This window comes from Chromobacterium amazonense, assembly GCF_001855565.1.
Taxonomy (GTDB): Bacteria; Pseudomonadota; Gammaproteobacteria; order Burkholderiales; family Chromobacteriaceae; genus Chromobacterium; species Chromobacterium amazonense.
The window spans coordinates 194,381-211,473 of record NZ_MKCR01000032.1 but is presented as its reverse complement, the minus strand read 5'-3'; the positions used below and the strand labels follow the sequence as shown (position 1 = coordinate 211,473).

The following is a 17,093-nucleotide window of genomic DNA, read 5'->3' as shown; positions in this document are numbered from 1 at the left end:
CAGCCGCGCGCCAAGGCGGCCCATCCCATGCAACGCCCTGTTTCTGAAAAGAATTGCTGACCGCGCCGCCTTGCCTTCGGTGTCGAAGACAGACCGCCTCCAGCCGGCATCGTCAGAAATGACGACATCTCGACACGGCCGCGCCGCCGCGGCGACGCCACGCCGCGATGCCGCCAGGCCGCCCCATTCAGGAGAAAAACCTTGCATGAACTGACACTTGCGGAACACGTGGTCCACATCGTGGAGGACGCCGCGCGCCGCGCCGGCGCCCGCCGCGTCACCCGCGTCCGGCTGGCATTGGGTTTGCTAGCTCATGTGGAGACCGACACCCTGCTCTACTGCTGCCAGCTGGCGGCGCGCGGCAGCCTGGCCGCCGACGCCGACTTCCAGGCCGAGCGCAGCCCGGCCCAAGCTCATTGCGGCGATTGCGGCTGCGACGCCGAGCTAAGCGCGCTGCCGGCCAGCTGCCCGCGCTGCGGCGGCGAGAATCTCAGCTGGCAAGGCGGCGATGAAATGCGGGTGATCGATATCGGAATCAGCTAGGAGGACAGCATCATGTGCACCACTTGCGGCTGCGGCCACGGACAGGTCCGAATCAACGGCAAACGAAGCCATGGCCATGGCGCGCCCAGAAGCGGCTACCGCGTGGCCGGCCAGGCCCAAGGCCCGCTGGACGCCGTCCACGCGCCGGACACGCCGGCCGAGCGCATCGTCGCCATCGAACGGGACATTCTGTCCGACAACGACGCGCGCGCCGCGCGCAACCGCCGGCTGCTGGCGGCGCGCGGCATCTTCGCGCTGAACCTGGTGTCCAGCCCTGGCTCCGGCAAAACCAGCCTGCTGGTGGACACCCTGCGCCGCTGGGCAGACCGAACGCCGGTGGCGGTGGTGGAAGGCGACCAGCAAACGGCCAACGACGCCGAGCGCATCCGCGCCACCGGCGCGCCGGCCGTGCAGATCAACACCGGCAAGGGCTGCCACCTGGACGCCCGCATGGTGGCGGAGGCGCTGGACAGCCTGGAACAGGCGCGGGCGATGCCGGATGGCGGCCTCTTGCTGATAGAAAACGTCGGCAACCTGGTGTGCCCGGCCGCGTTCGACCTGGGCGAGGCGCACAAGGTGGCGATTCTTTCCGTGACCGAGGGCGAGGACAAGCCGCTGAAATATCCGGACATGTTCCGCGCGGCGGACTTGTTGATCATCAGCAAGATCGACCTGCTGCCGCATGTCGACTTCGACATGGCCGCCGCCATCGGCATGGCGCGCCAAGTGCGCCCCGGCCTGCCGGTGATCCGGCTGTCTATCAAAAGCGGCGATGGCTGCGGCGAATGGCTGGACTGGCTGGCAGCCGGCTGCGGCAAGGGAGGCTGATCATGGCGCGGGAACAACTGACAGTCAGAGGCATCGTCCAGGGCGTGGGCTTCCGCCCCTTCGTCTACCGGCTGGCCGGCGAACTGGCGCTGTCCGGCTGGATACGCAATGACGGCGACGGCGTCACCATGGAGCTGCAAGGCGACGACGCGCGACTGGACGGTTTCGCTGCACGGCTGCTCCTGGAGCGCCCGCCGCTGGCGCGCATCGACCAGTTGCTGCGCCAGCCGCTGCCGGAACAGGCGCAGCCCGATGGCTTCGCCATCCTGGCCAGCGAGTCCGGCGGCGCCCATGCGGCCATAGGCGCGGACAGCTGCACCTGCGACGCCTGCCTGGCCGAGTTGTTCGACCCCGCCAATCGGCGCTATCGCTACCCTTTCATCAATTGCACCGACTGCGGCCCGCGCTACACCCTGGTGAGCCGCTTGCCATACGACCGCGCCCAAACCAGCATGGCCGCCTTCGCCCAATGTCCAGCCTGCCTGGACGAATACCGCGATCCGCTGCACCGCCGCTTTCATGCCGAACCTAACGCCTGCTCGATTTGCGGCCCCAGCCTCGCACTGCTGGACGCGACGGGGCCGGCGGCGGGAGACGCCATCGCGGAAACGCTGAAGCGGCTGCAAGACGGCGAGATCATCGCCATCAAGGGCCTGGGCGGCTTCCATCTGGCCTGCGACGCCAGAAATCCCGCGGCCGTGGCCAGGCTGCGCCAGCGCAAAGCGCGCGAGGAGAAACCGCTGGCCATCATGGCCGCCAACAGCGCCTCGCTGGCAGGATTGGCGCGGATCGACGAACTTTCCGGCCGCCTGCTGCGCTCGCCGCAGCGCCCCATCGCGCTGCTGCCCAAAACCGCCGGCTGCGATGACGCGCTGCCCGGCGTGGCGCCGGACGTGGCCTGGCTGGGCGTCATGCTGCCGTACACCCCGCTGCACTATCTGCTGTTCCACGAGGCAGCGGGCAGGCCCGATGGAACATCATGGCTGGCGGAACCGCAGCCGCTGCTGCTGGTGATGACCAGCGCCAATCCGCATGGCGAGCCGCTGATCACCCGCAACGAGGATGCCCGCGCGCTGCTGCCCGATCTGGCCGACGCCGTGCTGGAGCACGACCGCGACATCGTCACCCGCTGCGACGACAGCGTGCTGCGCGTCGGCTGCCACGGCCATGCGCAGTTCCTGCGCCGCGGCCGCGGCTACACGCCCTGCGCCATCGGCCTGTCGCGCGGCGGCCCGTCCGTGCTGGCGCTGGGCGCGCACCTCAAAAACACGCTGTGCCTGACCCGCGGCAATGAGGCCTTTCTGTCGCAACACATCGGCGATCTGGACCGCGTGGCCAACTGCCGGGCGCTGGAAGCGGCGGCCGGGCATCTGCAAACGCTGCTGTCGGTTAGGCCGCAGTTCATCGCACATGATTTGCATCCCGACTACTTCAGCAGCCGCCTGGCGCGGGAGCTGGCCGAGCGGCTGAACATTCCGGCGCTGGCCGTGCAGCACCATCACGCCCACATCGCCGCCATTCTGGCGGAACAGCAATGCGACGAAACCGTGCTGGGCCTGGCGCTGGATGGCGTGGGCCTGGGGGACGACGGCGGCGCCTGGGGCGGCGAGCTGCTGATGGTGGACGGCGCGCACAGCCAGCGGCTGGGCCATCTATCCACGTTGGCGCTGCCAGGCGGCGACCGCGCGGCGCGCGAGCCATGGCGCATGGCCGCCGCCGCGCTTCACAGCTGGGGCGCAGACGAGGAAATCCCCGCCCGCTTCCCCAATGAGGCCGCCGCGCCGCAATTGGCCATCTGGCTGAATCAAGGCAAGGCGCTTACCCGCACCAGCAGCCTGGGCCGCCACTTCGACGCCGCCGCCGCGCTGCTGGGCATCGCCGCCCTCACCAGCTTCGAGGCGCAGGCCGCGATGCGGCTGGAGGGGCTGGCCGAACGCCATGGCCTGCCGCCCAAACCGCCGCGGCTGCACCAAATAGACCAGGACAACCATCTCGACCTCACGCCGCTGCTGCGCCAACTGGCGTCCGGCATGGCGCCGGCCGCAGGCGCGGCCCTGTTCCACGCCTGCCTGATCGAAGCGCTGGCCGACTGGGCCGCCCAAACGGCCCGCCGCCTGGGCCTGCGCCGAGTGGCCTGCGGCGGCGGCTGCCTGCAAAACGCCATCCTGGCGCGCGGCCTGCACGCGGCGCTGGGGCGGCGCGGCCTGTCCATGCTGCAAGCGCGCCTCGTGCCGGCCGGCGACGGCGGCCTGGCGCTGGGCCAGGCCTGGGTGGCGCAGCGCCATTTCAACCAATAAGGAAACACCATGTGTCTGGCCATTCCCGCCCAAGTCACCGAAATCCTGGCAGGCGACCAAGCCAGAGTCGCGCTGGGCGGCCTGCATAAGATCATTTCCACCTCGCTGGTGGACAACGTGAAAACCGGCGACTACCTGATCGTCCACGTCGGCTTCGCCATCGGCAAGCTCGACCCGGCCGAGGCCGAGCGCACGCTGGCGCTGCTGGCCGAAATGGGCGCCACGCCGGACAACCCGGCCGCCTACCGTTAGGAAACCCCATGAAATACATAGAAGCGTTCCGCGACGGCGAACTGGCGCGGCGTCTGGCCGCCGCCATCCACGCCGAGGCCGATCCCGCGCGGCAATATCGGCTGATGGAATTCTGCGGCGGCCACACCCACGCCATCGCCCGCTACGGCCTGCCCGACCTCTTGCCCGCCAACATCCGCCTGATCCACGGCCCCGGCTGCCCGGTATGCGTGCTGCCCACCGGCCGCATCGACAGCGCCATCGCGCTGGCGCGCGAACCGGGGCGGATACTGTGCACCTACGCCGACACCCTGCGCGTGCCGGCCAGCGGCGGCCTGTCCTTGCTCAAGGCCCGCGCGGCGGGCGCCGACGTGCGCATGGTTTACAGCTGCGACGACGCGCTGGCCATCGCCCAGGCCCATCCTGACCAACAGGTCGTGTTCTTCGCCATCGGCTTCGAAACCACCACCCCGCCCACCGCCGCTGCCGTCCTGCGCGCGCAGAAGCTGGGGCTCGGTAATTTCAGCGTGTTTTGCAACCACGTGCTCACGCCTGCCGCCATGGTGCACATCATGGAATCGCAAGGCGATCCGGACGCGGTGGCGCTGGACGGCTTCATCAGCCCGGCCCATGTCAGCACGGTGATAGGCTATGGCGCGTACGAGGGATTCGCCGCCCAATACTGCCGGCCGGTGGTGATTTCCGGCTTCGAACCGCTGGACGTCATGCAGTCCATCCTCATGCTGCTGCGCCAGCTCAACGACGGCCGCGCCGAAGTGGAAAACCAGTTCAGCCGCGTGGTCAGCCGCGTGGTCAGCCGCGAGGGCAACCGCAAGGCGCAAGCGCTATGCGAGCAGGTGTTCGAGCTGCGCGACGAGTACGACTGGCGCGGCCTGGGCACGGTGCCCTTGAGCGCGCTTCGCATCCGGCCCGATTACGCCGCCTTCGACGCCGAGCGCCGCTTTGCCCTGCCCTATCGCCAAGTGCCGGACCACAAGGCCTGCGAGTGCGCCGCCATCCTGCGCGGCCACAAGCAGCCGGCCGACTGCCGCGCCTTTGGAACCGCCTGCACGCCGGAGCGCCCGCTGGGCGCCTGCATGGTGTCGTCCGAAGGCGCGTGCGCGGCCCATTTCACCTATGGCCGCTTCCGCGCGGCCGACAAGAACGGAGACGCGGCATGAACCGCATAGACTTTGCGCACGGCCGGGTGGACCTCAGCCACGGCAGCGGCGGCCGGGCCATGGCCAGGCTGATCGAGCAACTGTTCGTCGCCGAGTTCGACAACGGCTACCTTTGCGCGCAGCACGACGGCGCCGCCCTGCCCATGCCGCCGGCCGGCAGCCGGCTGATCGTGGCCACCGACAGCCACGTGGTATCGCCGCTGTTCTTTCCCGGCGGCGACATCGGCAGCCTGGCCGTGCACGGCACCGTCAACGACGTGGCGATGTGCGGCGGCATACCGCTATACCTGACCGCCGGCTTCATCCTGGAAGAAGGCTTCCCGTTGGCCGATCTGCGCCGCATCGTGCAATCCATGGCCGCCGCCGCGCGCGAAGCCGGCGTGGCCATCGTCACCGGCGACACCAAAGTCGTGCAGCAAGGCAAGGGCGACGGCGTGTTCATCTCCACCACCGGCATCGGCTACGCGCCCGCCGGCATCAACATTTCGCCGCGCCGCATCCGCCCCGGCGACAAGATCCTGCTGTCCGGCCACCTGGGCGACCACGGCGTGGCCATCATGTCCTTGCGCGAAAACCTGGGCTTTGAAACCGCCCTGCAATCCGACAGCGCCGCCCTGCATACCCTGGTGGCGGACATGCTGCGCGCCGCGCCGGACCTGCGCTGCCTGCGCGACCCAACGCGCGGCGGCTTGGCGGCCGTGCTGAACGAATTCGCCCAGCAGGCCGGCTGCGGCTTGCGAATCCGCGAATCCGCCTTGCCGATACGCCAGGAAGTCACCGCCGCCTGCGAACTGCTGGGCCTGGACCCGCTGTACGTGGCCAACGAGGGCAAGCTGGTGGCCGTGTGCGCCCCGGAAGACGCCGACGCGCTGCTGGCCGCCATGCGCGCCCACCCGCAAGGACGCGACGCGGCCATCATCGGCGAAGCCATCGCCGACGCCAACCAGTTTGTGCAGATGGAAACCGCCTTTGGCGGCAGGCGGATGGTGGATTGGATCGACGGCGAGCAGTTGCCGAGGATTTGCTGAGCCGGACGCCGCCCGTTCGGATAGTCAATCCGGTAGGGCGGGCAGGCCAAAGGCCTTGCCCGCGCGCCGCTCCCCCCTCATCTCAGCCATCACCCCGTCTCCCGCCCAATCGGCAGGATATCGCCCCTGCGCCACATAGCGATGGAAGGTGGAATACGGCCAATCGCCAACCCTCGCCGCCAAACCGTGCTTCACCGGGTTGAAATGCAAATAATCCAGATGCGCGGAAAAATCCGCCTCATCGCGGATGCGATGCTCCCAGAATCTATGTTGCCACACGGTTCCGTGACGTTTCTCCGCCCGGCGCGCCGAATGCCAATCCTCCCGGAAATAATGCCGGCCAACCGCACGCGTCACCCGGCTTTTGATTGCGCTCCAGCGCGTCGAAAAATCGCCATCACCTGGAGGCAAGGTCCATATCGCATGCAAATGGTCCGCCAGCAAGACCCAGCCATCTATCGCAAACGGACGCTCCTGCCGCACCGCTATCACTGCCACGCGCAAAGCCTGCCTTAGCAAAGGATCAGTCAATATCGGCTGGCGTCGCTCCGTCACCACCGTGAAGAAGTAGCATGCGCCTGCTACATGATCTCTGCGGTAATAGGGCATCGGCGACCTCCCACAAAGCAATCAGCATGCCGGCCTCGGCGACACATAGGAAACTGGCCTAAATTCATGGCAGGCGCGGGCAAGGCCTTACGGCCTGCCCGCCCTACAAAGCTCACAATGGAATAATTCATGAAATTTCGCGAAATCATCAGCCGGATCACAGGCTTCAGCATTCCTATCTTCGGCATTCAATGGAACCCGCCTGAAGCCGAATGTGCCGCTGCCAAACGCGTTCTGACTTTCCTCGAAGATAGGAGAGTGCTTTATGTTCCATCCGAAATGGAAGTCCCTCACTACTGTGTAGTAGTCGATCATCCGCATACGAGAGTTCCTGACTGATGAGCTTGGAAAACTGCACTCGGACAATGAACTAGCACAAAACATCCGGGCAATGCGATCCGCATGCCGAAAATTCTTGAATACCGTCCAAGCTGATGATCGTATCGTTCAGTTCGGAGCCCACCATGATCATTTCGCAAGCTGGATTTTTAATGGCGCGGTTGGGGAGCTTCGTGGCACATTTGGCATACACATTGCGTGCATAGCTGCATCACACGGGCTTGATATTGAAGACGATCTGGCATCCATTCTGCCAATCGCTAGTGATGATGATTAACATCACCGGGTAGGGCGGGCAGGCCGCAGGCCTTGCCCGCGCAATCGTCTCTCTCATCGCCCCACCCCAACCTCGTCACTTCTGACGACGATGCCTCCCCTCCGACACCGCATCGACACTGAACACCCGATGTCGACACGCAGACAAATCACTGAAAACAAACAGATTCAATCGAAAGCTCAATCTGGCACGCCTCCTGCATAAGTAAAGCCATTCCGGGCCCCGCCTGGCTTCACTTGGGGGAATCATGAACCGCTTCGTCATTGCAGAGCCCGAGCTTTGCAATGGGTGCAACACCTGCATGGCCGCCTGTTCCGCGCTGCACCGCGCGGCCGGCCTTCAGGCGCATCCACGGCTGGCCGTCACGCGCACGGCCGCCGTCACCGCGCCGGTGCTGTGTCGCCATTGCGACGACGCGCCTTGCGCGCGCGTCTGTCCGGTGGCGGCGATCTCGCTGTCCGGCCGTTCCGTCGATCTCAATGAAACGCTGTGCATAGGCTGCAAGCTATGCGCCATCGCCTGTCCTTTCGGCGCCATTCAACTGGCCGGCACGACCTGCAGCGGGGTGGCCGCCGTCAGCCCGGCCTGGCAGCCGCCGCTGGCGGAAACCGAACCGGCCGCCGCGCCGCATGACAGCAACGCCATGCTGTCTCCGCTCTTGGCCTGGGAGCCCGGCGTGAAGGCCATCGCCGTCAAGTGCGACCTGTGCCAGGGTCTGGCCGATGGACCCGAATGCCTGAAGGTATGCCCGACGCAGGCGCTGCGGCTGGAAGACAACGATGCGCTCGCGCGCGCCGCCGACGCCCGCCGCCAGGCGGCGCTGTTCGCGCTGGGCGCGGACCTGAGCCTGCCGGAGGAAAGATCATGAGCCTCGCTCCCCTGCAATGGCTGTTGTTGGCCGTCTGCCTGTATGGCGCGGGCGCGCTGCTGAGCCTGCTGCTGGCCCGTTTGGAAAACCTGGCCATCGGCACGTCGTCCGTCTTCGGCATGGCCGGCGCGGCCTGCGGCCTGGCCGCTTCGCTGCCGGTATTGCAAAGCGGGACGGTAGAACGCTTTCTGATGAACGGACCGTTTGAATTCGCCCATTTCGTCGTGCGGCTGGACCCGCTGGCCGCGCTGCTGCTGCTGGCCATTTCCGCGCTGACGCTGCTCGCCTCGCTGTATGGCTGGTCGTATGTGCGGGAATACCGCGGACGCGGCGTAGGCGCGATGGGCTTCTTCGCCAATGTCTTCATCGCCTCGATGACGGCGCTGGTAGCGATGGACAACGCGTTTTACTTTTTGATCCTGTTCGAGGCGATGTCGCTGGCGTCGTATTTCCTGGTGATTTTCGAGCAGGACGAGGATGCCGTCGGCGCGGGCTTCCTGTACTTCCTGATCGCCCACGCCGGATCGGTGCTGATCCTGATCGCCTTTTTCCTCCTGTACGCGCAAAGCGGCAGCCTGGACTTTGACAGCTTCCGCGCCTTGGGGCTGGACGGCCCGCTCGCCTCCGTCGTGTTCCTGCTGGCCCTGTTCGGCTTCGGCGCCAAGGCAGGCATGGTGCCGCTGCACGGCTGGTTGCCGCGCGCCCACCCGGCCGCGCCCTCGCACGCCTCGGCCCTGATGTCCGGGGTGATGGTGAAGATAGGCGTGTTCGGCATCATCAAGGTGGGCGTGGACATCCTGGGCGCGCACACCGCCTGGTGGGGCCTGTTGGTGCTGGCCATAGGCGGGGTGTCCGCCGTGCTGGGCGTGTTGTACGCGCTGGCCGAGCAAGACTTGAAGCGCCTGCTCGCCTACTCCACCGTGGAAAACGTGGGCATCATTCTGTTGGGGGTGGGCGCCGGCATGCTGGGCATGGCCGCGCATCAGCCCTTGCTGGCGGCGCTGGGCTTTGTCGCCGCCGGCTATCACCTGCTCAATCACGCGCTATTCAAGGGCCTGCTGTTCATGGGCGCGGGCTCCATCCTCTACCGCGCCCACAGCAAGGACATGGAGCAGCTGGGCGGCCTGGCCGCGCGCATGCCGTGGACGGCGTTGAGCTTCCTCGCCGGCAGCCTGGCCATCTGCGCGCTGCCGCCGTTCAACGGTTTTGTGTCGGAGTGGTTCACTTACCAGGCGCTGTTCGCCGTCAGCCAGGACGCCGGCTTCGCGCTGCGCCTGACCGGCCCGCTGGCCATGGTGATGCTGGCCTTGACCGGCGCGCTGGCAGCCATGGCCTTCGTCAAGGCTTACGGCATGTGCTTCTCCGGCGCGCCGCGCAGCCGCCATGCGGCGGAGGCGACCGAGGCGCCGTTGCCCATGCGCGCGGCCATGCTGCTGGCCGCGCTGGCTCTGTTGCTGCTGGGTGTAGGGGCGAGCGCGGTATCGCCGCTGATGGCCAATGTGGCGGCGTCGCTGACGCACGCCGCGCCGCAATCGGTGACGGAAGGCCTGTCCATCCACCCCGGCCTGCACGCTCAAACCATGGTGTCCATGCCGATCCTGGCGCTGCTTCTGGTCTCGCTGCCCTTGTGCGTGCTGCTGGCCCTGTCCATCCTGCGCGGCGCGCGGCTGGCCCGCCGCCAGCAGGGCGACGCCTGGGCCTGCGGCTATGCGCAGGAGGCATCGATGGCGGTCGGCCCGCAAGGCCTGAGCCAGCCGGTGACGCATATGTTCGCCCCGCTGTACCGCCTGCGCGGCCAGCTGTTCCCGGCCGCCAAGCTGGACGCCGCGCTGGAGAAAACCATAGCCGGAGCGACGCGCGCCGAGCCGATATGGGATAGGACGCTGACGCTGCCCATCGCCCAATGGGTGGATAGGCTGGCGGCCCGCATCCGCTGGCTGCAGCACGGCGACTTCCGCCTGTACTGCCTGTACGTGGTGATCGCACTGCTGGCGCTATTGCTGATCGCCGCGCGCTAGGAGGAGAACCATGTCCCCATTGCAATCGATTCCGCTAGCCGTCGCCCAGGCCGCGCTGCTGCTGGCGCTCTCCCCGCTGTTCACCGGCGTGTCACGGATGATACGCGCCCGCATGCACTCGCGGCGCGGACCCGGCGTGCTGCAGGACTACCGCGACATTTTCAAGCTGTTCCGCCGCCAGGACGTGGCGCCGGGCCAGGCCGGCCTCGCCTTTCGCCTGGCGCCGGCGGTGCAGCTGTCCGCCATGCTGATGCTGGCGATGGCGCTGCCCGCGCTCACCCGCCACTCGCCGGCCGGCGCGCTGGCCGACCTCATCACCTTCGTCTATCTATTTGGCCTGGCGCGCTTTTTCTTCTCGCTGTCCGGCATTGATTCCGGCAGCGCGTTCGCCGGCATCGGCGCCGGCCGCGAGCTGACGCTGGGCATTCTGGTGGAGCCGACCATGATGCTCTCGCTATTGGTGGTGGCCTTGATCGAGGGCAGCACCAATCTGGGCGCCATCGCCACCGGCATGTCCGGCAGCTATCTGCAGTCGCCGGCCGCCATCGGCCTGGCGCTGGCGGCCTTCGCCTTCGCCGTATTCATCGAGATGGGCAAGCTGCCGTTCGACTTGGCCGAGGCCGAGCAGGAGTTGCAGGAAGGCCCGCTGACCGAGTACTCCGGCCCCTCGCTGGCGCTGCTCAAGCTGGGTCTGGCGCTGAAGAAGGTGGTGCTGGCGCAGTTCATGCTGGGCGTGTTCCTGCCGCTGGGCGCGGCGGACAGCCTGGCGCCGGGGGCGCTGCTGGCCGCCGCGGGCTGGCTGCCGCTCAAGCTGCTGGCGGTGTTCGTCGTCGCTTCCCTCATCGAGAACAGCATGGCGCGCGGACGTTTCCTGTTGACTGCGCGCGTCACCTGGGTGGGCTTCGGCCTGGCCGCGCTGTCCTTTGTTTTTTATCTCACCGGTCTTTAAGGAGCATTCATGGAACACCTCGCTCTGGCGACCATCCTGCTGCCTTTCCTCGGCGCGGCCCTGGTATTGGCCAGTCCGCGCGAAGCCGGCCGCGCGCTGGCGCCGCTGTTCGCGCTCGCGGCCACGGCAGGCGCCATCTGGCTGGCGGCCGACTTCCAGGCAGGCGGCGCCGTCGCCGCCCATTACCCGCTGCTGAGCTTAGCCGGCATCGAGCTCTTGGGCCTCACCGTGGACCGGCTCAGCACGCTGATAGGCATGGCCGTGGTGGGCTTGGGCTTCTTGGTAGCGCTCTACTCCACCGCCTACATGACGCCGGCCAACCGCGAGCACCCGCACGCCGCCGCGCCGCGCTATTACGCCTACCTATTGGTGTTCATCGGCGCGATGGCTGGCCTGGTGCTGTCGTCCACGCTCTTGGGCCAGTTGGTGTGCTTCGAGATCACCGGCGCCTGCTCCTGGGGGCTGATTGGCTATTACCAGAAGCCCAAGGCGCTGCAATCGGCATTGAAGGCGCTGCTGATCACCCATATCGGCTCGCTGGGCCTGTACCTGGCCGCCGGCTGGCTGTTCGCCCAAAGCGGCAGCTTCAGCCTGTCCGCCATCGCCACGCTGCCGGACTCCGCCAAGATCGTGGTGCTGCTGGGCGTGCTGTGGGCGGCTTGGGGCAAATCGGCTCAGCTGCCGCTGCACATGTGGCTGCCGGACGCGATGGAAGCGCCGACGCCGGTTTCCGCCTATCTGCACGCGGCGTCGATGGTGAAGGTGGGCGTCTACATCTTCGCCCGCGCGCTGGACGCCGCCGGCAACGTGCCGCATCTGGTGGGCTGGGTGGGCGCGGTGATGGCCACCGTCACGCTGCTGTACGGCTTCTGGATGTATCTGCCGCAAAAAGACATGAAGCGGCTGTTGGCCTACTCCACCATCACCCAGCTGTCTTACATCTTCCTGGCGCTGTCGCTGTCGGTCTTCGGCTCGCGCCTGGCCTTCAACGGCGCCGTCGCCCACATTTTCAACCACGCCTTCGCCAAGAGCCTGTTCTTCCTGGTGGCCGGCGCGCTCAGCTACAGCTGCGGCACGCGGCTGCTGCCTTCCTTGCGCGGCCTGTTGCGCGGCGCGCCGCTCTTGGGCGTGAGCTTCTGCGTGGCCGCGCTGGCCATTACCGGCGTGCCGCCGTTCAACGGTTTCTTCAGCAAATTCGCCATCTTCGCCGCCGGCTTCCAATTGTCGGCCAGCGAACCGTGGCTGCTGCCGCTGATGCTGCTGGCGATGGCGGAATCGGTGGCCAGCTTCGCCTGGTTCCTGCGCTGGTTCGGCAAGACGGCGCCGGGCGAACCGTCCCCCGTGGTGGCCGCGGCGCAGCCGCTGCCTTGGCAAATGAAAACCGTGCTGGCCGCGCTGCTGGCGATGAGCCTGGCTTCCAGCTTCATCGCCGCGGCGTGGCTGGCATAAGGAGACGCAGATGGACGGCATGCTGATCGTCAACAATCTGGCCGGGCTGCTCATCGTCACTTCGCTACTGGTGATTTGCGCCAATCGCGTGGCGACGGCCGCCTGGTTCTATGTTTTGCAATCGCTGACGCTGGTGGGCGTATTCCTGGCGCTGGCCATCACCCAGGGCTCGCACGAGCTGACGCTATGGGCGGCCTCGGCCTTCGTCACCAAGGTGGTGCTGGCGCCGCTGATCCTGATCAAGCTGCTGGGCCCGCTGCCGGATGATCCCGAACTGACCGGTCTGCTCGGCCCGGCCTGGATGGCCGTGCTAGCGGCGCTGATCGTGCTGGTCAGCTGGTATGCGGTGGACGCCGTGCGGCTGGCGGTGGTGGTCCAGTTGAAGCCGGCTTTGGCGGTGTCGCTGGGCCACTTCCTGCTGGGCCTGGCCTGCATCGTCACTTCGCGCAACATCCTCAAGCAGATTTTCGGCTACTACCTGATGGAGAACGGTGCCCACCTGACGCTGGCCTTGATGGCCGGCAAGGCGCCGGAAGTGGTGGAGATAGGCATCGCCACCGACGCGGTGTGCGCGGTGCTGATCATGGCGCTGCTGGCGCGCCGCATTCATCGCACGCTGCAAACGCTGGACGTGCGGCAACTGACCGCTTTGAAGGGTTGAGGCCATGACTGCTACGCATTGGCTGGTTTTTCTGTTGTCGATTCCGCTCGCCGCCTCCGCCCTGTGCGCGGGCAGCCGTCTGGCCGGCGAGGCCTGCGCGTGGCTGGCGTCCACGCTGCACCTGGCCAGCGTGTCGCTGCTGCTGGCGCTGTCGCTGGCCGCTTGCGCCGAGGTGGTAAGCGGCGGTCCGCTGGAGGCGCTGGACGGCTGGCTGCGAGTGGACGCGCTGGGCGCCTTGTTTCTGGCGCTGATAGGCGTGCTGGGCTTCGCCACCGGTTTGTACGCGGTGGGCTATATGCGCCACGAACTGCAGCACGGCGAAGTGGGGCCGGAGCGGCTGGCCGGCTTCTACGCCATCTTCCAGCTGTTTTTGTTCACCATGCTTCTGACCGTCACCGCCAACAACGTCATCATGATGTGGGTGGCGGTGGAAGCCACCACGCTGGGTTCGGCCTTTCTGGTGGGTTTTTACGGCCAGCGCTCCTCGCTGGAGGCTGCCTGGAAGTATATGGTGATCTGCACCGTGGGCGTGGCTTTCGGCCTGTACGGCGTGCTGCTGGTCTACTCCAACGCCGCCAGCCTGCTGGGCGACCACGGCGGCGCGGCGCAATGGACCACGCTGCTGACGGTGGCGCACCAGCTGGACCCGGCGCTGACGCGCATCGCTTTTGTCTTTGTGCTGATCGGCTTCGGCACCAAGGCCGGCTTCTTCCCCATGCACGCCTGGCTGCCGGACGCGCACAGCGAGGCGCCCAGCCCGGTCAGCGCGCTGTTGTCGGCGGTGCTGCTCAACTGCGCGCTGCTGATCGTGATCCGCTTCCACATGCTGGCTTCGGGCGCGCTGGGGCCGGATTTTTCGGAAACGCTGTTGCTGGTTTTCGGCTTGATGTCGGTGGCGGTGGCGGCGCTGTTCATCCTGTCGCAGCGCCACATCAAGCGGCTACTGGCCTATTCCAGCGTGGAGAACATGGGGCTGATCGCCATCGGCCTGGGCCTGGGCGGCCCGCTGGGGGTGATGGCTGCGCTGTTCCACACCGTCAACCACAGCCTGGCCAAGGCGCTGCTGTTCTGCGGCTCCGGCAATGTACTGCTCAAATACGGCACGCCGGACATGGGATCGGTGAAGGGCCTGCTGCGCGCCGCGCCGCTGACGGCCATGCTGTTTGGCGCCGGCGCGCTGGCGCTGGGCGGCATCCCGCCGTTCAACGTGTTCTACAGCGAGTTCCTGATCGTGGCCGCCGGCTTCAAGCAAGGCCATGTCGCGCTGACCATCGTCGTGCTGCTGCTGTTGACCATCGTACTGGCTGGCCTGGCGCGGATGCTGGCGGCCACGCTGTTCGGCCCGGCGCCGGACGAAGTGGAGCCGGGCGAAGCCGGCTGGTTGACACTGCTGCCGCTGATCCTGCTGATGCTGGCCATGCTGGCGATAGGCCTGTTCATGCCGGACAGTCTGCAAACCCTGCTTCGTGAGGCCAGCCAGTTGGTGCTGGCCGCCGCCAACCACCCCGTAGTCATCCGCTGAGGCCTGGGAGAAAAACATGAATGACGACAAACTGGGCCGCAACTATCTGGACGGCCTGAAACAACGCTTCCCGCACACGGTGCTGGAAGAGGAATGGCAAACCGCCGATCAACTGACGGTCACGGTCAAGCTCTCCAGCCTGCCCGAGGTGGTGGAGTGGCTGTATTACCAGAACGAAGGCTGGCTGTCGGTGCTGTTCGGCAACGACGAGCGGCCGCTGAACGGCCATTTCGCCGTCTACTACGTGCTGTCGATGGAAGGGCCGGTCAAGTGCTGGCTGGTGGTGCGCGCGCTGATCGACCCGGAGCGGCCCGAGTTCCCCTCCGTCACGCCGCGCGTGCCGGCCGCGGTGTGGGGCGAGCGAGAAGTGCGCGACATGTACGGCCTGACGCCGGTCGGCCTGCCGGACGAGCGCCGGCTGGTGCTGCCGGACGACTGGCCGGACGATCTCTACCCGCTGCGCAAGGACGCGATGGCCTATAACCAGCGCCCCGCCCCCACCACCGACACCGAAACCTACACCTTCGTCAACGACGCGGCCGGCGTCACCCGCGACGTGCCGCTGGGGCCGCTGCACATCACCTCGGACGAGCCGGGCCACTTCAGGCTGTTTGTGGATGGCGAAACCATCGTCGACGCCGACTACCGCATGTTCTACGTGCACCGCGGCATGGAAAAGCTGGCCGAAACACGCATGGGCTACGACGAAGTCACCTTCCTGTCCGACCGTGTCTGCGGCATCTGCGGCTTCACCCACAGCGTGGCCTACGCCAGCGCGGTGGAGAACGCGCTGGGCCTGGCGGTGCCGCCGCGCGCGCAGATGATACGCAGCGTGTTCCTGGAGGTGGAGCGGCTGCACAGCCATTTGCTGAACCTGGGGCTGGCCAGCCACTTCGTCGGCTTCGACACCGGCTTCATGCAATTCTTCCGCGTCCGCGAAAAAGCCATGACCATGGCGGAGCTGCTCACCGGCGCGCGCAAGACTTACGGCATGAACCTGATAGGCGGCGTGCGCCGCGACATCCTGAAAGAAGAGCGCCAGCGCACGCTGAAACTGGTGGCCGAGCTGCGCGAGGAAACCACCCGGCTGGTGGACATGCTGCTGTCCACGCCCAATCTGCGCCAGCGCACCAGCGGCGTGGGCATACTGGACCGCAAAGTGGCGCGCGACTTCAGCCCGGTAGGCCCCCTGCTGCGCGCCAGCGGCTTCGCCCGCGACATCCGCGCCGACCACGCCTACGGCGCTTACGCCAATCTGCCTTTCGACGTGCACACCGAAAACAGCTGCGACGTGCTGGGCCGGGTGTTGATCCGCGCCCGCGAGTTCTTCGACTCGCTGGCCATGATCCAGCACGCGCTGGAAAACCTGCCGGCCGGACCGGTGCTGCTGGAAGGATTCGCCTACCAGCCGCACCAGTTCGCGCTGGGCTTCGCCGAAGCGCCGCGCGGCGAGGACATCCACTGGGCGATGACCGGCGACAACCAGAAACTGTACCGCTGGCGCTGCCGCGCGCCCACCTACGCCAACTGGCCGCCGCTGCGCTACATGCTGCGCGGCAATACCGTGTCCGACGCGCCGCTGATCGTGGCCAGCATCGACCCCTGCTACTCCTGCACCGACCGCGTGACCCTGGTGGACGTGAAGAAGAAAAAATCCACCACCGTGCCGTACAAGGAAATCGAACGCTACGGCCGCGAGCGCAAAGATTCGCCGCTGAAATAGGAAAACGCCATGTTCAAGCTATTCAAGATCATAGCCAAGGCGGGCGAGCCGACCACGAAATACCCGTTCGCCCCGTTTCCGGTCAGTCCCGGTTTTCGCGGCAAGCCGGAGTTGAACGCCTGCCAGTGCATCGCCTGCGCCGCCTGTACCCAGGCCTGTCCGGCCGGCGCGCTGACCATGCAAACCGACAGCCGCGCCGGGCGGCGCGAATGGGCGCTGAACCTGGGCCGCTGCATCTTCTGCGGCCGATGCGAGGAAGTCTGCCCCACCCGCGCCATCCAGCTGACCCAGGAATTCGAGCTGGCGGTGGCCAGCAAGGCGGACTTGATCCAGCGCGCCAGCTTCCGGCTGGAAAACTGCGCCTGCTGCGGCAGACCCTTCGCGCCGCGCAAGGAAGTCCACCACGCGATGGATCTGCTGCGCCAGAGCGGCCTCCATCTGGACGACACGCTGCGCGGCCTGTACGCCGCCTGCCCCGAGTGCAAACGCAAGCAGACCATAGAACGCGACGCGCTGCGCCATACCAGAGCCGAGGAGAACAGAATATGATTCCCATCCAACCGGACAGCA

Annotated in this window: 17 protein-coding genes; 16 read left to right on the top strand and 1 reads right to left on the bottom strand. The window is 66.9% G+C overall.

Annotated elements, in window-relative coordinates; all coding sequences use genetic code 11:
- The first annotated feature begins 201 nt into the window (after positions 1–201).
- The 6 genes from BI343_RS16425 to hypE are packed head-to-tail and all read left to right on the top strand — an operon-like array spanning position 202 to position 6,108.
- Positions 202–543, top strand: a complete 342-nt coding sequence (locus BI343_RS16425; protein ID WP_071110519.1) for a hydrogenase maturation nickel metallochaperone HypA — start codon at positions 202–204, stop codon at positions 541–543.
- 12 nt (positions 544–555) lie between these two features.
- Positions 556–1,371: a hydrogenase nickel incorporation protein HypB gene (gene hypB / locus BI343_RS16420; protein ID WP_071110518.1), complete on the top strand. Its 816-nt coding sequence runs from the start codon at positions 556–558 to the stop codon at positions 1,369–1,371.
- The gene (gene hypF / locus BI343_RS16415; protein ID WP_071110517.1) at positions 1,329–3,668 is read left to right on the top strand and encodes a carbamoyltransferase HypF; all 2,340 of its coding nucleotides are present in this window, start codon (positions 1,329–1,331) and stop codon (positions 3,666–3,668) included. The genes hypB and hypF overlap by 43 nt, the downstream gene beginning before the upstream one ends.
- A 9-nt stretch (positions 3,669–3,677) precedes the next feature.
- Positions 3,678–3,920, top strand: a complete 243-nt coding sequence (locus tag BI343_RS16410) for a HypC/HybG/HupF family hydrogenase formation chaperone (protein ID WP_071110516.1) — start codon at positions 3,678–3,680, stop codon at positions 3,918–3,920.
- A gap of 8 nt (positions 3,921–3,928) precedes the next feature.
- Positions 3,929–5,080 (top strand): hydrogenase formation protein HypD, encoded by a 1,152-nt coding sequence (hypD, locus tag BI343_RS16405; protein WP_071110515.1) that lies wholly within the window; start codon positions 3,929–3,931, stop codon positions 5,078–5,080.
- The gene (gene hypE, locus BI343_RS16400) at positions 5,077–6,108 is read left to right on the top strand and encodes a hydrogenase expression/formation protein HypE (RefSeq protein WP_071110514.1); all 1,032 of its coding nucleotides are present in this window, start codon (positions 5,077–5,079) and stop codon (positions 6,106–6,108) included. The genes hypD and hypE overlap by 4 nt, the downstream gene beginning before the upstream one ends.
- 24 nt (positions 6,109–6,132) lie before the next feature.
- On the opposite strand, the gene BI343_RS16395 is transcribed toward hypE, so the two are convergent.
- On the bottom strand, positions 6,133–6,717 hold the full coding sequence (locus BI343_RS16395; protein WP_071110513.1) for an REP-associated tyrosine transposase: 585 nt from the start codon (positions 6,715–6,717) through the stop codon (positions 6,133–6,135).
- A 129-nt stretch (positions 6,718–6,846) separates the two neighbouring features.
- Here BI343_RS16395 and BI343_RS19835 point away from each other — a divergent pair, with 129 nt between their 5' ends.
- From BI343_RS19835 to BI343_RS16350, 10 genes are all read left to right on the top strand, one after another.
- Positions 6,847–7,056, top strand: a complete 210-nt coding sequence (locus BI343_RS19835) for a DUF6650 family protein (RefSeq protein WP_139165767.1) — start codon at positions 6,847–6,849, stop codon at positions 7,054–7,056.
- A gap of 76 nt (positions 7,057–7,132) precedes the next feature.
- Positions 7,133–7,333 carry a hypothetical protein gene (locus tag BI343_RS19830; RefSeq protein ID WP_139165766.1) on the top strand — a complete coding sequence of 67 codons (201 nt, stop codon included), beginning with the start codon at positions 7,133–7,135 and terminating at the stop codon, positions 7,331–7,333.
- 301 nt (positions 7,334–7,634) lie between these two features.
- Positions 7,635–8,201 (top strand): 4Fe-4S dicluster domain-containing protein, encoded by a 567-nt coding sequence (locus BI343_RS16385; RefSeq protein WP_244886677.1) that lies wholly within the window; start codon positions 7,635–7,637, stop codon positions 8,199–8,201.
- Entirely contained in the window at positions 8,198–10,219 is a 2,022-nt protein-coding gene (gene hyfB, locus BI343_RS16380; protein WP_071110510.1) for a hydrogenase 4 subunit B, read from the top strand. Before BI343_RS16385 ends, hyfB begins: the two co-directional genes overlap by 4 nt.
- A 10-nt stretch (positions 10,220–10,229) precedes the next feature.
- A complete protein-coding gene (locus BI343_RS16375) occupies positions 10,230–11,168 on the top strand; it encodes a respiratory chain complex I subunit 1 family protein (RefSeq protein ID WP_071110509.1) in 939 nt (312 codons plus the stop codon).
- A gap of 9 nt (positions 11,169–11,177) precedes the next feature.
- On the top strand, positions 11,178–12,617 hold the full coding sequence (locus tag BI343_RS16370) for a hydrogenase 4 subunit D (protein WP_071110508.1): 1,440 nt from the start codon (positions 11,178–11,180) through the stop codon (positions 12,615–12,617).
- 10 nt (positions 12,618–12,627) lie between these two features.
- A complete protein-coding gene (hyfE, locus tag BI343_RS16365) occupies positions 12,628–13,278 on the top strand; it encodes a hydrogenase 4 membrane subunit (protein ID WP_071110507.1) in 651 nt (216 codons plus the stop codon).
- 4 nt (positions 13,279–13,282) lie between these two features.
- Positions 13,283–14,800, top strand: coding sequence for a hydrogenase 4 subunit F (locus BI343_RS16360; RefSeq protein ID WP_071110506.1), 1,518 nt, complete (start codon positions 13,283–13,285; stop codon positions 14,798–14,800).
- A gap of 16 nt (positions 14,801–14,816) precedes the next feature.
- Positions 14,817–16,523, top strand: a complete 1,707-nt coding sequence (locus BI343_RS16355; protein ID WP_071110505.1) for a hydrogenase large subunit — start codon at positions 14,817–14,819, stop codon at positions 16,521–16,523.
- A gap of 9 nt (positions 16,524–16,532) precedes the next feature.
- On the top strand, positions 16,533–17,072 hold the full coding sequence (locus BI343_RS16350; protein WP_071110504.1) for a formate hydrogenlyase complex iron-sulfur subunit: 540 nt from the start codon (positions 16,533–16,535) through the stop codon (positions 17,070–17,072).
- Positions 17,073–17,093 lie beyond the last annotated feature (21 nt).

Coding starts and splice junctions, on each gene's coding strand:
- hypB (WP_071110518.1), top strand. CDS start 556: ATGTGCACCACTTGCGGCTGCGGCCACGGACAGGTCCGAATCAACGGC.
- hypD (WP_071110515.1), top strand. CDS start 3,929: ATGAAATACATAGAAGCGTTCCGCGACGGCGAACTGGCGCGGCGTCTG.
- hyfE (WP_071110507.1), top strand. CDS start 12,628: ATGGACGGCATGCTGATCGTCAACAATCTGGCCGGGCTGCTCATCGTC.
- BI343_RS16395 (WP_071110513.1), bottom strand. CDS start 6,717: ATGCCCTATTACCGCAGAGATCATGTAGCAGGCGCATGCTACTTCTTC.
- BI343_RS19835 (WP_139165767.1), top strand. CDS start 6,847: ATGAAATTTCGCGAAATCATCAGCCGGATCACAGGCTTCAGCATTCCT.
- hypF (WP_071110517.1), top strand. CDS start 1,329: ATGGCTGGACTGGCTGGCAGCCGGCTGCGGCAAGGGAGGCTGATCATG.
- BI343_RS16410 (WP_071110516.1), top strand. CDS start 3,678: ATGTGTCTGGCCATTCCCGCCCAAGTCACCGAAATCCTGGCAGGCGAC.
- BI343_RS16350 (WP_071110504.1), top strand. CDS start 16,533: ATGTTCAAGCTATTCAAGATCATAGCCAAGGCGGGCGAGCCGACCACG.
- hyfB (WP_071110510.1), top strand. CDS start 8,198: ATGAGCCTCGCTCCCCTGCAATGGCTGTTGTTGGCCGTCTGCCTGTAT.
- hypE (WP_071110514.1), top strand. CDS start 5,077: ATGAACCGCATAGACTTTGCGCACGGCCGGGTGGACCTCAGCCACGGC.
- BI343_RS16375 (WP_071110509.1), top strand. CDS start 10,230: ATGTCCCCATTGCAATCGATTCCGCTAGCCGTCGCCCAGGCCGCGCTG.
- BI343_RS16360 (WP_071110506.1), top strand. CDS start 13,283: ATGACTGCTACGCATTGGCTGGTTTTTCTGTTGTCGATTCCGCTCGCC.
- BI343_RS16370 (WP_071110508.1), top strand. CDS start 11,178: ATGGAACACCTCGCTCTGGCGACCATCCTGCTGCCTTTCCTCGGCGCG.
- BI343_RS16355 (WP_071110505.1), top strand. CDS start 14,817: ATGAATGACGACAAACTGGGCCGCAACTATCTGGACGGCCTGAAACAA.
- BI343_RS16385 (WP_244886677.1), top strand. CDS start 7,635: ATGGCCGCCTGTTCCGCGCTGCACCGCGCGGCCGGCCTTCAGGCGCAT.